Here is a 14318-nt window from a genome sequence, read left to right on the forward strand (position 1 = left end):
CAAAGCAATTACCCACCGGAGAGGTGAATGAGCGACGCGGATAACGGTTCGAACGGCGGGCGACCGCCTCTGAGGTCGCGCGCCTGGTTCGACAACCCCGCCAATCCCGACATGACCGCGCTCTATGTCGAGCGCTATCTCAACTTCGGAATCAGCCTCGAGGAGATCCAGTCGGGCAAGCCGATCATCGGCATCGCGCAGACCGGCAGCGACCTCTCCCCCTGCAACCGCCACCATCTCGAGCTCGCCAAGCGCGTGCGCGAGGGCATCCGCGACGCGGGCGGCATCGCGCTCGAATTCGGCACGCACCCGATCCAGGAGACCGGCAAGCGCCCGACCGCAGGGCTCGATCGCAACCTGCAATATCTGAGCCTGGTCGAGGCGATCTATGGCTATCCGATGGACGGCGTCGTCCTGACGATCGGCTGCGACAAGACCACGCCCGCCTGCCTGATGGCGGCGGCCACGGTGAACATCCCGTCGATCGCATTGTCGGTGGGGCCGATGCTCAACGGCTGGTTCAAGGGCGAGCGCACGGGTTCGGGCACGATCGTGTGGAAGGCGCGCGAGATGCTCGCGGCGGGCGAGATCGACTATCAGGGCTTCCTCAAGCTCGTCGCCTCCTCGGCGCCGTCGACCGGCTGGTGCAACACCATGGGCACCGCGACGACGATGAACTCGCTGTGCGAGGCGCTCGGCATGTCGCTGCCCGGATCGGCGGCGATCCCGGCACCCTATCGCGACCGGCAGGAGAATGCCTATCGCACCGGTCTCCAGATCGTCGAGATGGTCCATGCCGACCGCAAGCCTTCGGACGTGCTGACCCGCACCGCCTTCATGAACGCGATCAGGGTCAATTCGGCGATCGGTGGCTCGACCAATGCGCCGATCCACTTGAACGCGATCGCGCGCCATATCGGGGTCGAGCTGAGCCTTGCCGACTGGGAAGAGCATGGCTCGGACATTCCTCTGGTGGTGAACCTCCAGCCCGCCGGCGAGTATCTTGGCGAGGATTTCTATCGCGCCGGCGGCGTTCCCGCGGTGATGGGGCAATTGCTCCGCGCCGGGCTGATCGACGGCAGTGCGCTCACCGTCAACGGCAAGAGCGTCGCCGACAATGTGGCGACCGCCGAGAGCGAGGACCCCGACGTGATCTTCCCGCTCGACGCGCCGATGAAGCCCGCCGCGGGGCTCACCGTCCTGTCGGGCAATCTGTTCGACAATGCAGTGATGAAGCTCAGCGTGATCTCGGACGAGTTCCGCAGCCGCTATCTCAGCAATCCGGACGATCCCGAGGCGTTCGAAGGCGTCGCGGTCGTGTTCGACGGCCCCGAGGACTATCACCACCGCATCGACGACCCTTCGGTCGGCATCGACACCCATTCGATCCTGATCATGCGAGGCGCCGGCCCGGTCGGCTATCCCGGCGGCGCCGAGGTCGTGAACATGCGCCCACCCACGGCGCTGATCCAGGCCGGCGTCCATGCCTTGCCTTGCCTCGGCGACGGCCGCCAGTCGGGCACCAGCGGGTCGCCTTCGATCCTCAACGCGGCGCCCGAAGCCGCGGTCGGCGGCGGGCTCGCGCTGGTCCAGACCGGCGATCGCATCCGCATCGACCTGGGCAAGCGTACCGCCGACATGCTCGTCGACGATGCCGAAATAGCGCGGCGCCGCGAAGCGCTCGCCGTGGATTACGTGCCCGAGGCGCAGACGCCATGGCAGGAGATCCATCGCAATCTGGTCGGCCAGTTCGATACCGGCGCGGTGCTCGAGAACGCGGTCAAATATCAGCGCATCGCCCAGACGAAGGGCATTCCCCGCGACAGCCACTGATGCGACACTGACACGACAAAATGGAGAGGGAGAGAGAATGAAGACGATCGCAGCTCTGGGAGTTCTGGCCGCCATGGCAATCGCCGCGCCCGCCGCCGATGCCGCCACCGCCAAGCGCGGGACCTTCGGCAAGCTGCCCGACGGCCGCACGGTCGATTCGGTGCTGCTCACCAACAATCGCGGCGTCTCGGCCAACATCATCGCCTATGGCGCGTCGATCCAGTCGCTGGTGATGCCCGATCGCGTGGGGAAGAAGGCCGATATCGCCCTCGGCCATGAGAGCATGGAGGGCTATCTCAAATTCCCCAATTTCATCGGCTCGACCGTCGGCCGCTTCGCCAACCGGATCAACGCCGGGCGCTTCACGCTGAACGGCCAGACCTATCAGACCCCGCTCAACGACACCACCAATTCGCTCCATGGCGGCTCGATGGGCTTCGACAAGGTGCTGTGGGACGTCGTCTCGGTGAAGGACGGCCCGACCGCGTCGGTGACCCTGCGTTACGTCAGCCCGGACGGCGATCAGGGCTATCCCGGCAAGCTGACCGTCGACGCGACCTATTCGCTCGACGAAGCCAATAACCTGACGATCGAGTACACCGCCACCACCGACAAGGAGACGATCGTCAACGTCACGAACCACGCATATTGGAACCTGTCGGGCGAGGGCTCGTCGAACGGCGCGATGGGGCACGTCGTCACGATTCCGGCGAACACCTATACGCCGGTCAACGAGACGCTGATCCCCACCGGCGAGCTGCGCCCGGTCACCGGCACCGTGTTCGATTTCCGCAAGCCCCGCGTGATCAACGATCGCGTCCGTGACGCCAGCGAGCAGCAGATCGCCTATGGCCGCGGCTACGATCATAACTGGGTCGTCGGCAGCGCGGTCACCAAGACCCAGCATCTGATGGCGAAGGTCTCCGATCCCGCCTCGGGCCGCAGCTTCGAGCTCTGGTCGAACCAGCCGGGGCTGCAATTCTATTCGGGCAATTTTCTCAACGGCACCTTCTCGGGCAAGGCGAAGAAGATCTATCGCGGCGGCGACGCGATCGTGATGGAGCCGCAGATCTTCCCCGACGCGATCAACCAGAAGGGCTTCCCCGAGGCGCGGCTGCAGCCCGGCCAGACCTATCGCAACATCATGACCTATAAGCTGAGCAGCGGCGCGCCCGCCCGGCGCTGATCGCAGGGAGCCCGCACATGATCCGTCGCAGCTTCCTTCTCGCTGCCACGGCGCTCGTCCTCGTCGGGGGCATCGCCCCCGCCGAGGCGCGCGACCAGTGGAGCAAGGCCCAAGCCCATGCCTGGCACGCGAAGCAGCCCTGGCTAGTCGGCGCCAACTACACGCCGGCATCGGCGATCAACCAGCTCGAGATGTGGCAGGCGGAGACCTGGGACCCGGCGACGATCGACAGGGAGCTCGCGCTCGCCGAGTCGATCGGCATGAACACGATGCGCGTGTTCGTCCACAACCTGCTCTGGGAGAACGATCCCGAGGGCCTCAAGCGGCGGATGGACGAATTCCTCGCCATCGCCGCAAAGCACAGGATCCGTCCGCTCTTCGTGCTGTTCGACAGCTGCTGGGATCCCGACCCGGTCGCGGGTCCGCAGCGCCCGCCGATCCCCGGGGTCCATAATTCGGGCTGGGTCCAGGGCCCCGGCGCGGCGCGGCTCAAGGATGCGAGCCAGTACGGCAAATTCGAATCCTATGTGAAAGACGTCGTAGGCCGCTTCGCCAAGGACGATCGCGTCCTCGGCTGGGACCTGTGGAACGAGCCCAACAATGGCGGCGGCGGCAACTACAAGCCGACGCCCGACAAGAACAAATATGTCGCGCTGCTGCTGCCGCAGATCTTCACCTGGGCGCGCTCGGTCGACCCGGTCCAGCCGCTCACCTCGGGCGTGTGGATCGGCGACCATTGGGACGACCAGGCCAGGCTCGACGCGGTCGAGAAGACCCAGATCGCCCAGTCGGACATATTGAGCTTCCACGACTATAACTGGCCCGAGAAGTTCGACGAGCGCGCCAGGCAGATGCTGAGCTATGGCCGTCCGGTCTGGTGCACCGAGTACATGGCACGCGGCAACGGCTCGACCTTCGACGGCTCGCTGCCGATCGCGAAGAAATACGATATCGCGATGTTCAACTGGGGCTTCGTCGACGGCAAGACCCAGACGCGGTTGCCATGGGACAGCTGGAAGAAGCCCTATACCTGGGACGAGCCGACGATCTGGTTCCACGAGGTGTTCCGCGCCGACGGCAAGCCCTATCGCCAGGCCGAGGTCGACCTGATCAAGCGCCTCGCCACATCGCCCAAGGGCGTGGTCCCCGCCGCGGGGAAGTGATGCGCGCGGCGCTGCTGCTCGGGGCGCTGCTGGCGGGGATCCCGCCGGCAGCGTCCGCGCAGTCGGTCTTCGCCGGCGCTGATCCCGATATGGAAGCGGCTGAGGGGCGCTACTGGATCTACCCGACCGGCGGTGGGGTGCTCGCCGCCTGGTCCTCGTCCGACAGGGTCGCGTGGACGCGCGGCGAAACGTTGCTCCGGCTAGAGGACATCAGCTGGATCGACGATGATCGCGCCCCGCGCCACCATCTCTGGGCGCCGGACATGGTCCAGGCGAAGGGCGGCTGGTACCTCTATTATTCGGTCGGCCCGCAGAACCCGACCCCGAGCCGCATCGGCGTGGCGGTGTGCAAGGGGCCGGCGGGTCCCTGCACCGACAGCGGCAAGCCGCTGATCACGGGGGGCGAGGGGTTCGAGGCGATCGATCCGGCGGTCTTCGTCGATCCGAAGAGCGGGACGCCCTATCTCTATGCCGGCGGCAGCGCGGGCGCGACGCTGCGGGTCTGGGTGCTCAGGCCCGACATGCTCGGCGTGGACCGCGAAGTGAAGGTCGAGACGCCGCCCGGCTTCACCGAAGGCGCGTTCATGCACGTTCGGAACGGCGTCCATTATCTGTCCTGGTCGTCGGGGAGGTGGGACAGCTCCTCCTATCAGGTCCATTATGCCGTCGCGTCCTCGCCGACCGGCCCGTGGCGCCATGGCGGGCCGCTGCTCGTCGGCGACCGGCACTATCGCGGCCCCGGCCACCACGCCTTCTTCGAGGATCCGAAGGACGGCACCTGGTACATCGCCTATCATCGCTGGGAGGGGCAGGAAGGCGACGGCCCCTATCGCGGCGAGCGCCGCATCGCGATCCAGAAGATCGCGTACGGCGCCGACGGCGCGATCCTGCCGATCCGGATGCGATGAAAGGGAAGGGGCGCCGCGGCATCTGCCACGGCGCCCCTTCTTTGCAGTTGGTGGCTGTTCTTAGAACGAGGCCCAGTCGTCGTGGCTGGCATTGCCGTTCGCCATCGCGGCGGCGGGAAGCGCCTTGACCGGCGAGACATAGGCCGAGGCCTTTGCCGCCTTGGCTGGCCTTGCCGGCACGTTCGCGCGGACCGCGACGGCGCGCGCGCTGTTGCCGACGTTGAACTTCGACGCCTGCTCGCTGAGCGCGGCGACTTCGCCGGTCAGGTTGCGCGCGGCGGCCGACGTCTCTTCGACCATCGCGGCATTCTGCTGGGTCGACTGGTCCATCGTCCCGATCGCCACCGAGATTTGGGTGATAGCGGTCGACTGGGCCTGGTTGTCGGTCGCCATCTGGTTGAGCAGCGCATGGACCTCGCCGACGTCGCCCGAGATGTCGGCGAGTGCGCTGTCGACTTTCTGCACCATCTCCACGGCAGCGACGATGTCGGTCTGGGTGGCGGTCAGCTGGTCGCGGGCGCGGCCGGCTTCCTCTTCCGCACGCATCGCGAGCGCGCTGACGAGGTCGGCGACCACCGCGAAGCCACGGCCCGCCTCGCCGGCGCGACCCGCTTCGACCGCGGCGTTCATCGCGAGCACGCGCGTCTGGAAGGCGATCTTGTCGAGACCCTCAATGACCGAGTCGATGCCCTTGGCCGAATCCGCCACGCGGGTCATCGCCTGCACCGCTTCGTCGGCGATGCCGCGCCCGCCCGACACGGTCGAGATCGCGCCGTCGGCACGCTCGACGGTGCGGCCCGCCGAGGCCGCGGTCGCCTTGAGGCGGCCGTCCATCTGCGTCACCGCCGCCGAGGTCTCCTCGAGGCTTGCGGCATTGGCTTCGGTGCGGCGCGCCAGGTCTTCGGAGGCCTGGGCGATCTCGTTCGAGCCGGTGCGGATCGTCGCGGCGCTTTCCATCACCGTGCCGATCAGGTTGCGCAGCTCGGTCACGGCGCCGTTGAAGTTGACCTTCACCGATTCGTATGCCGGCGAGAAGGCCTCGTCGATCTGGCTGGTCAGGTCGCCCTGGGCGAGCTTGCTCAGATTGGCCTCGAGCGTCTCGACCACGCGCTGCTGTTCGGCATCGGCGATCTTCTTGGCCGCGTCGGTCTTCTCCTTCTCGATCGCCGCCTCGCGGAACACCAGCACCGCCTTGGCCATGTCGCCGATCTCGTCGCCGCGATCGGTGGCCGGCACGTCGACCTTGTTGTTGCCGCTGGCGAGCGTCTTCATCACGCCGGTCATCTGGGCGACCGGCGTGGCAATGCCGCGCGAGAGCAGCCAGCCGAGCAGCACCGAGAGCGCGACCGAGAAAGCGCCGCCGAGCCAGATCGCCCATTCGGATGCGAGGACCGCCGCGTTCTCAGCCTCGATCTTCTCCTGGACGCGCTCCTGCTGCGTCGCGTTGATGTCCTTGATCAGCGCGCGGATCTTGCTGAGCATCTTGACGCCGGAGAGCTCGCCCGCCTGGCCGCGCGTCGCCGGATTGCGTGCCAGCCGAATGACATTGTCGAGCTTGACGCGCAGATCCCGCACTTCGCCGGCGAGCGCATCGGCCCGCGCGTGCTGCTGGTCGGCGGTCGAGTGCTCCTTGAACTTCTGGACCGTCTCGAAGAACTTGCCGCCATTCTCCGCATAGGTCTTGTAGAACTCTTCCTTGCCGAGGATGGCGAAGCCGCGCGCGGCATTCTGCTGCTCGAGGACCAAGGTCAGCAGCGTCTGGCTGAGCTCGAGCGCGCGCAGCGACCGCTCCTTGTCCGCAGCCGCCTTTTCGAGCGACGAGAGGTTGGAGAAGACGATCCAGCCGACTCCGGCGAAGATCACGATCAGCGCGGCGAAGGCACCGGCGAGTTTTCGTGAAATAGGGATGTTCTGCAACGACATCATAAGCTCCGTAACATTGTTCCGGCGACGCCCGCCGAAGCGAACGCCTGCGAGCCCGCCCCCTCGTTCCGCGGGTTCGACGCACCGGTCATCAATGCCATCATAGGAGGAGCAGGAGGGCCTATAGGGCGGCTGCCCTCACAATTTCGGGCGCGGAAAGGCGCTCCGAAGCCATTCCTTGTGTATTTTTTAAGAGAATTCCGAGACTTAGCTCTTTGCCTCGCCCGCCTCGACGTGATCGATAAGTTCGAGCACGTCGCCGATCAGCGCGCGCATCGCGGCGCGTGCCGCCTCCGGATCGCGTGCCTCGATCGCATCGCGCACCGCGGCGTGATCGGCGACATTGGCGGTGCGGCCCTTGAGCCGGTTGGTGAAGCGGATCGAGGTCCGGAGCGCGGTGCTGACCACGTCGCGGAACTGCGCGTAGAAGGGATTGCCCGACGCACGCAGGATCGCGACGTGGAAGGCGATGTCCGCCTCGAGCGTGTCCTCGAGGCCCTGTTCGGCCGCCTCCATCCGCTCGAGCCCGTGCGAGATCCGTGCGCGATCCTCGGGCGAACCGACGCGCGCGGCGAGCGCCGCCGCCTCGGGCTCGATCGCGACGCGCAGCTGGTTGAACTGGCGCAGCAGGTCGATCGAGAATTGCCGCTCGAGCAGCCAGCGCAGCACGTCGGTGTCGAACAGGTTCCACGAGGTCGAGGGCTGCACCACCGTACCCTGGCGCGGGCGCGCGCTCAGCAGGCCCTTGGCGGTGAGCATCTTCACCGCCTCGCGCGTCACCGATCGGCTGACGCCGTGCTGCTTGGCCAGCTCCGCCTCGGTCGGGAAGGGCTCGCGCTCGTAGCGGCCCGTGACGATCGCCCGGCCCAAGCTGTCGAGCATGCCGTAAGTGAGGTTGCGGCCAAGCTGGGGCCGCGCATCCTCCGCCCCCAGTGTCGGATAGGTGTTCGACATCCCCATGAGCCTCTTGATCGGCCCCGACAACGATGTCAGGACCCTCTTCACGCCACTGTTGCGCCTACGTTAGCGGAGTGGTGGCGCTGGACAAGTCCAATAAATACGATAAATGAACCAACGCCGCCAGATCAGGCGGCTAAGGGCGGGCACGAGAGCGCGGCTTCAGCCGCCGGCGCCCGGGGCAGGGAGGAAGCAATGACGAGTCTCTCGCAGATCGATCTCATCGTCGTGATCGTCTACGCCATCGGCATTTTCGGCCTGGCGCAATGGGTTAGCCGTGAGAAGGCGGGCCATGCCAAGGATACGTCGGATTATTTCCTCGCGTCCAAGTCGCTGCCCTGGTGGGCGATCGGCGCGTCGCTGATCGCGGCGAACATTTCCGCCGAGCAGATCGTCGGCATGGCCGGTTCGGGCTATGCGATCGGCCTCGCGATCGCTTCCTATGAGTGGATGGCGGCGCTGACGCTGCTGATCGTCGGCAAATACTTCCTGCCGATCTTCCTCAAGAACCAGATCTACACGATGCCGCAGTTCCTGGAGCAGCGCTACGGGCGCGTGCTTCCGGTGCTGATGGCGGTGTTCTGGCTCGCGCTCTACGTCTTCGTGAACCTGACCTCGATCATCTGGCTCGGCTCGATCGCAGTGAACAAGGTCGCCGGCGTCAATCAGGACGCGGCACTGATCGCGCTGGGCGGCTTCGCCTTGCTCTACCAGCTCTATGGCGGCCTCAAGGCAGTGGCGCTCACCGATATCGTCCAGGTGACCCTGCTCGTGCTCGGCGGCCTCGTCGTCTCGTACCTGACGCTCAACCAGATCGGCGGCGACCAGGGCGTGATCGCCGGCTTCGGCGTGCTGACCGAGCGCGTCCCCGGCCATTTCAACATGATCCTCGAGGCCGATCATCCCTTCTACAAGGATCTGCCCGGCATCGCCGTGCTGGTCGGCGGCATGTGGATCGCGAACCTCAGCTATTGGGGCTTCAACCAGTATATCATCCAGCGCGCGCTGGCCGCCAAGAACCTGGGCGAGGCGCAGAAGGGCGTGGTGTTCGCGGCCTATCTCAAGCTGCTGATGCCGGTGATCATCGTGCTCCCGGGCATCGCCGCCGTCATCCTCGCGCCCGAGCTGGCCAAGCCCGACGAAGCCTATCCGACGATGATGAAGCTGCTGCCCCCGGGGCTGCTCGGCCTCGTCTTCGCGGCGCTGATCGCGGCGATCATCGCTTCGACCGCGTCCAAGATCAATTCGATCGCGACGATCTTCACGCTCGATCTCTATGCCAAGGCGCGCAAGATCCCGACCCGCGCCGAAGACAGCACCGGCGGCGAGGGGCAGGAGAAGCACCTCGTCCTGGTCGGCCGCATCGTCGCCGCGCTCGCGGTGGTGATCGCGGTGATCGCCGCCCGGCCGCTGATCGGCCAGTCGGACCAGGCCTTCCAGTTCATCCAGGAATTCTCGGGCTTCTTCACGCCGGGCATCACGGTGATCTTCCTGCTCGGCCTGTTCTGGAAGCCGGCGACCGAAGCCGGCGCGATCGTCGCGGCGCTCACTTCGGTGCTGCTCTCGTTCTTCCTCAAGTCGGCGATCCCGGCGCCGTGGCTGCCGGAGGCGCTCAACGCCTATCTGCTGCCCTTCATGAACCGCATGATGTTCGTGTTCGTGGTGAGCCTGTTCCTGGCGATGGTCGTGTCGCTGGTCGTCCGCGGCCGCGGTGACGCCAACCGCGTGACGATGGAGGGCGTGACCTTCCGCACCCCGGCGGTGTTCAACGTCGCGGGCGTGGGCGTGATCCTGATCCTCATCGCATTGTACGCGACCTGGTGGTGAGTTTCGGCAGCACCTTCCTCGCCGTCGACTGGGGCACGACCAACCGGCGCGTGTTCCTGATCGACGGCGGTCAGGTCGTTCGCACCGAGCGCGACGACCGCGGGGTTACCTCGGTCGAGGATTTCGCCGCCGAGGCGACGGCGATCCGCGAGCGGTTCGGCGATCTGCCGATGCTGCTCGCGGGCATGGTCGGATCGAACATCGGCTGGCGGCCGGCGCCCTATGTCGCCGCGCCCGCCGGGGTGGCCGAGCTCGCCGCCGGGCTGCTCCGGATCGACGATCGCACCGCGATCGTTCCGGGCATCTCGACCCTAGCCGGCGGCCGCGCGGACGTGATGCGCGGCGAGGAAGTCCAGTTGCTCGGCGCGGTCGCGGCGGGGCTGGTCCCGGCGGACTCGCTGCTCGCCCAGCCCGGTACGCACTGCAAATGGGTCGAGATGCAGGGCGGCAGGGTGATGGATTTCGTCACCGCGATGACCGGCGAGCTGTTCGCACTGCTCCGGAAGCACGGCCTGCTCGCAGCGCAGCTCGGCGGTGAAGTGACGCTCGGCACCGCGTTCCGCGAAGGCGTCGAGGAAGGCAAGCGCCGGGATCTCGCCGCGTCGCTGTTCGGCATCCGCGCCGCGAAGATGCTGGGGCAGCGCGACGATGTCGATGCCGCTTCCTACGCCTCCGGCTTGCTGATCGGCGCCGACGTCGCCGCGCGACTTGCCGGCACTTCGCACGACAGCGTCCATATCCTCGCCGATCCCGTTTTGGGCGGACTCTACTCGGCGGCCATTCAAGCCCATGGCCGCAATGCCACTCTGATCGACAGCCACGCCGCGTTCGTCGCGGGTATCAACGAGATCGTGAAGCAATGACCCATATCGCCGCCTTCGATGCCGCCTTCGCGCGCTGCCCGCTCATCGCCATCCTGCGCGGGGTGAAGCCGGAGGAGGTCGAGGGCGTGGGCGACGCGCTGGTCGAGGCGGGCTTCACGCTGATCGAAGTCCCGATGAACTCGCCCGATCCGCTCGACAGCATCGCCCGGCTCTCGCGACGGTTCGAGGGGCGCGCGGTGGTCGGCGCGGGTACCGTCCTCACCGAGGGCCAGGTCGAGCAGGTCCGCGCAGTCGGTGGCACGATGATCATCTCGCCCAATGCCAACACCCGCGTGATCGCGGCCAGCGCCAAGGCGGGCATGGTGTCACTCCCCGGCGTCGTGACGCCGACCGAGGCCTTCGCGGCGATCGAGGCCGGCGCGACCGCGCTCAAGCTCTTCCCGGCAGAGGGATCGAGCCCGCAAATCCTCAAGGCGATGCGCGCGGTGCTGCCGAAAGACATGCGCCTTCTCCCGGTCGGCGGCATCGCTCCCGACAATATGGGCCCGTGGCGCGAAGCTGGCGCGGCGGGCTTCGGGCTCGGCTCGGCGCTCTACAAGCCCGGTTTCACAGCCGCGGACGTGGGCGCGCGGGCAAAGGCGTTCGTTTCGGCTCTGGCAAGCTGAGGCGATAATCGCCTACACCCGCTCCCCGAGAGGGGGCGAGGTGAACCGACCACGCAAGAAAGTGATCGTCGTCGGCGGCGGAACCGCCGGCTGGATGGCCGCGTCGGCGATCGCGAAGCTGCTGCCGCACGCGGCCAGCGTCGCGCTGATCGAATCCGCCGAGATCGGGATCGTTGGGGTGGGCGAGGCGACGCTGCCGCATCTGCGCGCCTTCATCGAGACGCTCGGGCTCGACGAGGCCGAGTTCATGGCAGCCACCCATGCCACCTACAAGCTTGGGATCGAGTTCCGCGACTTCGGCAAGCCGGGGGACGCCTATCTCCACCCGTTCGGCGCGTTCGGTCGCCCGCTCGGCGACGTGCCCTTCCTTGCCTACTGGCTGCGGATGCGCGCGCTGGGGCAGGGCGGCGACATTTCCGATTATTCGGTCGCCAACGTCATGGCGGCGCAGCGGCGCTTCGCCGTACCGCTCACCGATCCCGACGTGCTGCTTTCGAGCTACGGTTACGCCTATCAGTTCGATGCGACGCGCTTCGGCCCCTATCTGCGCGGCTTCGCCGAGGAGCAGGGGGTGACGCGCACCGAGGGCCGCATCGTCTCGGTCGAGCGCAACGCCGAGACGGGCGACGTGGCGGCGGTGGTGCTGGAAAGCGGTGCGCGCGTGGAAGGCGACCTATTCGTCGATTGCTCGGGGTTTCGCGGCCTGCTGCTCGGTGACGCGCTGGGCGAGGAATGGGAGGACTGGTCGCACTGGCTGCCCTGCGACCGCGCGATGGCGCTGCCCTGCGCCTCGCCGCCGGGCGAGATCGAGCCGCTCACCCGCGCCACTGCGATGCCCGCCGGGTGGCGCTGGCGCATCCCGCTCCAGCACCGGGTCGGCAACGGCTATGTCTATTCGAGCGCACATCTGTCCGACGACGAGGCGGCGGAGGCGATCCTCGCCGCGGTGGAGGGCGAGCCGCTCGCCGAGCCGCGCATGCTGCGCTTCCGGGCGGGGCGCCGCAAGCGCAGCTGGTCGCACAACGTCGTTGCGGTCGGGCTCGCCTCGGGCTTTCTCGAGCCGCTCGAATCGACCAGCATCTATCTCGTCCAGGCGGCGATCCTGCAGCTGATCGAGTTGTTCCCGATCGATGCGATCGAGGCTGCCGACCGCGACGAGTTCAACCGGCTGATCGACTATGAATATGACCGGATCCGCGATTTCCTGATCCTCCATTACCACGCCAGCACGCGTGATGATTCGGCGTTCTGGAACCAGGTCCGCCACATGCCGATCCCCGACAGCCTGGCCGACAAGATCGCCTTGTTCCGCCGCGCCGGGCGCATCGAGCGCTACAGTCACGGCCTGTTCTTCGAGCCGAGCTGGATCGCGGTGATGATCGGGCAGGGCGTGATCCCGGAAGGGCGCGACCAGCGCGCCGACGCTGTCGACCCGCGCGAATTGGGCGCCGCGCTCGAGCGGCTGCGCGGCCAGATCGCCGGCGAGGTCCGGCGCCTGCCCGGCCATCGCGAGGCGCTGGGGATGCAGAAGCTGTCATGAGCGACCGCGCGATCCGCAGCGTCGCGATCCTGGGCGGCGGGATCACCGGGCTGTCCGCCGCGCTCGCCTTCGCGCGGGCGCTTCCCCAGCTCGCGGTCACGCTCGTCGAGACTCCGCCCGATCCCGCCGCGCTTGCCGACCACCTGCCGGGCAGCACGACCGCGATCCACCGCTTCCACGCGAGCATCGGCATCGAGGAGCAGGCTTTGGTCCGCGCGGGCGTCGCGGTGCCGCGGCTCGGGCTGCGCTTCGACGATTGGCCCGCGGGCGGCGAGAGTTGGTACCATGTCCATGGCGACCATGGCCCGCCCGGCGGCGCGATCGCCTTCCACCAGCTCTGGGCGCGCGCCCGGCGCGAGAGGCGCGCCGAGGCCTGGCATCTCTATGCCGCCGCGGGCGTCCTCGCCGGGGCGGGGAGGTTCGTGCATCCGCAGGGCAAGCCCGGCACGCCGCTCGCGACCTTCGACTATGCGCTGCGCCTCGATCCCGAGCGCTATCGCCAGATGCTGGCGGCGCTGGTCGATCGGCTGCGCGTGACGCGGCTGCCGGGCGCGTTCGGCGGGATCGAGCGGCGCGAGGACGGCAACGTGTCCGTGTTGCTGCTCGCCGACGGGAATCGGATCGAAGCCGATCTCTATCTCGACGCTTCGGGGGCCTCGGCGCCGCTCGCCCAGGCGATGGGGGGAGGCTTCGAGGATTGGAGCGACTGCCTGCCCTGCGATCGGGTCGCGCTCGCCGAGGCGCCTTCCGGCGCGCTCGGCCCGAACGATCGCGTCGCGGGGACGGCGCGGGGCTGGCACTTCGCGTCCGCGCTGCCGGGAAGGACGATTCTCGGCGAGATCTGGTCGGCCGGCCGAGGCGGCTCCGACGAGGGTGCGGTCGTTATCCGCCCTGGTCGCCGCGCCGATCCCTGGGTGCGCAACACGCTCGCGCTGGGCGACGCCGCGGTCGCGCTGGACCCGCTGCACTGGCCCAATCTCCATCTCGCGCACAGCGGCATCGCCCGCGCGCTCGAACTGCTGCCGGGGCGCGACTGCCACCCGGTAGAGATCGCCGAATATAACCGCCGATCGCGCGAGGAGGCCGAGCGTATGCGCGACTTCCAGGCGCTCCACTATCTCCACAAGGGCGGGGATGCGGCGTCGCTCCGCGTGCCTGCCAGCCTCGCGCATACGCTCCAGCAGTTCGAGAGCCGCGGCCGGCTGCCCGCTTATGACGAGGACAGCCTGCCGAAGGAGATCTGGCTCTCGGCGCTGCTCGGCCTCGGCGTGCTCCCGCGCGCCATCGAGCCGCTTGCCGCGGGCGTGCCTGCGGACGTCGCCGCTGCGCGCATGGCCGAGATGCGCGCCGGCCTTGCGCAGTTGCCGGCGCGGGTGCCTTCCTATGCCGACTATCTGGCGCGGTGCGGAGTGCCGAGGGACTAGCGCAGATTCTCTCCCGTTCGTGCTGAGCTTGTCGAAGCACCGTTCTTCTTTCGCCCGAAGTAAGACGG

11 protein-coding genes are annotated in these 14318 nt (G+C 67.6%); 9 read left to right on the forward strand and 2 right to left on the reverse strand.

Annotation, left to right across the window (positions count from 1 at the left end):
- Nucleotides 1–27 precede the first annotated feature (27 nt).
- The 4 genes from MT490_RS12270 to MT490_RS12285 are packed head-to-tail and all read left to right on the forward strand — an operon-like array spanning nt 28 to nt 5090.
- Complete coding sequence (locus MT490_RS12270; protein ID WP_297387913.1) at nt 28–1833, forward strand: IlvD/Edd family dehydratase; 1806 nt, start codon at nt 28–30, stop codon at nt 1831–1833.
- A gap of 37 nt (nt 1834–1870) precedes the next feature.
- On the forward strand, nt 1871–3019 hold the full coding sequence (locus tag MT490_RS12275; RefSeq protein WP_297387916.1) for an aldose epimerase family protein: 1149 nt from the start codon (nt 1871–1873) through the stop codon (nt 3017–3019).
- A gap of 17 nt (nt 3020–3036) precedes the next feature.
- A complete protein-coding gene (locus MT490_RS12280) occupies nt 3037–4182 on the forward strand; it encodes a cellulase family glycosylhydrolase (RefSeq protein WP_297387920.1) in 1146 nt (381 codons plus the stop codon).
- On the forward strand, nt 4182–5090 hold the full coding sequence (locus tag MT490_RS12285; protein ID WP_297387923.1) for a family 43 glycosylhydrolase: 909 nt from the start codon (nt 4182–4184) through the stop codon (nt 5088–5090). Before MT490_RS12280 ends, MT490_RS12285 begins: the two co-directional genes overlap by 1 nt.
- A 60-nt stretch (nt 5091–5150) precedes the next feature.
- Here MT490_RS12285 and MT490_RS12290 read toward each other — a convergent pair whose 3' ends face one another.
- Nucleotides 5151–7013, reverse strand: a complete 1863-nt coding sequence (locus tag MT490_RS12290; RefSeq protein ID WP_363321745.1) for a methyl-accepting chemotaxis protein — start codon at nt 7011–7013, stop codon at nt 5151–5153.
- Between the two features lie 207 nt (nt 7014–7220).
- Nucleotides 7221–7967 (reverse strand): FadR/GntR family transcriptional regulator, encoded by a 747-nt coding sequence (locus tag MT490_RS12295; RefSeq protein WP_297387928.1) that lies wholly within the window; start codon nt 7965–7967, stop codon nt 7221–7223.
- Nucleotides 7968–8165: 198 nt separating this feature from the next.
- On the opposite strand from MT490_RS12295, the gene MT490_RS12300 reads away from it, so the two are divergent.
- From MT490_RS12300 to MT490_RS12320, 5 genes are read left to right on the forward strand one after another with little or no spacing between them, the layout of a single operon-like run.
- Complete coding sequence (locus tag MT490_RS12300) at nt 8166–9797, forward strand: sodium/solute symporter (RefSeq protein WP_297387932.1); 1632 nt, start codon at nt 8166–8168, stop codon at nt 9795–9797.
- Nucleotides 9794–10660: a 2-dehydro-3-deoxygalactonokinase gene (locus MT490_RS12305; RefSeq protein WP_297387934.1), complete on the forward strand. Its 867-nt coding sequence runs from the start codon at nt 9794–9796 to the stop codon at nt 10658–10660. Before MT490_RS12300 ends, MT490_RS12305 begins: the two co-directional genes overlap by 4 nt.
- Entirely contained in the window at nt 10657–11286 is a 630-nt protein-coding gene (locus tag MT490_RS12310; RefSeq protein WP_297387937.1) for a 2-dehydro-3-deoxy-6-phosphogalactonate aldolase, read from the forward strand. The genes MT490_RS12305 and MT490_RS12310 overlap by 4 nt, the downstream gene beginning before the upstream one ends.
- Before the next feature lie 40 nt (nt 11287–11326).
- Nucleotides 11327–12826, forward strand: coding sequence for a tryptophan halogenase family protein (locus MT490_RS12315; RefSeq protein WP_297387940.1), 1500 nt, complete (start codon nt 11327–11329; stop codon nt 12824–12826).
- Nucleotides 12823–14250, forward strand: coding sequence for an FAD-dependent oxidoreductase (locus tag MT490_RS12320; RefSeq protein ID WP_297387943.1), 1428 nt, complete (start codon nt 12823–12825; stop codon nt 14248–14250). The genes MT490_RS12315 and MT490_RS12320 overlap by 4 nt, the downstream gene beginning before the upstream one ends.
- Nucleotides 14251–14318: the final 68 nt, after the last annotated feature.

The organism is Sphingomonas sp. (assembly GCF_026460985.1).
Classification (GTDB): Bacteria; Pseudomonadota; Alphaproteobacteria; order Sphingomonadales; family Sphingomonadaceae; genus Sphingomonas.

Coding starts and splice junctions, on each gene's coding strand:
- MT490_RS12270 (WP_297387913.1), top strand. CDS start 28: ATGAGCGACGCGGATAACGGTTCGAACGGCGGGCGACCGCCTCTGAGG.
- MT490_RS12290 (WP_363321745.1), bottom strand. CDS start 7,013: ATGTCGTTGCAGAACATCCCTATTTCACGAAAACTCGCCGGTGCCTTC.
- MT490_RS12300 (WP_297387932.1), top strand. CDS start 8,166: ATGACGAGTCTCTCGCAGATCGATCTCATCGTCGTGATCGTCTACGCC.
- MT490_RS12295 (WP_297387928.1), bottom strand. CDS start 7,967: ATGTCGAACACCTATCCGACACTGGGGGCGGAGGATGCGCGGCCCCAG.
- MT490_RS12310 (WP_297387937.1), top strand. CDS start 10,657: ATGACCCATATCGCCGCCTTCGATGCCGCCTTCGCGCGCTGCCCGCTC.
- MT490_RS12280 (WP_297387920.1), top strand. CDS start 3,037: ATGATCCGTCGCAGCTTCCTTCTCGCTGCCACGGCGCTCGTCCTCGTC.
- MT490_RS12320 (WP_297387943.1), top strand. CDS start 12,823: ATGAGCGACCGCGCGATCCGCAGCGTCGCGATCCTGGGCGGCGGGATC.
- MT490_RS12275 (WP_297387916.1), top strand. CDS start 1,871: ATGAAGACGATCGCAGCTCTGGGAGTTCTGGCCGCCATGGCAATCGCC.
- MT490_RS12285 (WP_297387923.1), top strand. CDS start 4,182: ATGCGCGCGGCGCTGCTGCTCGGGGCGCTGCTGGCGGGGATCCCGCCG.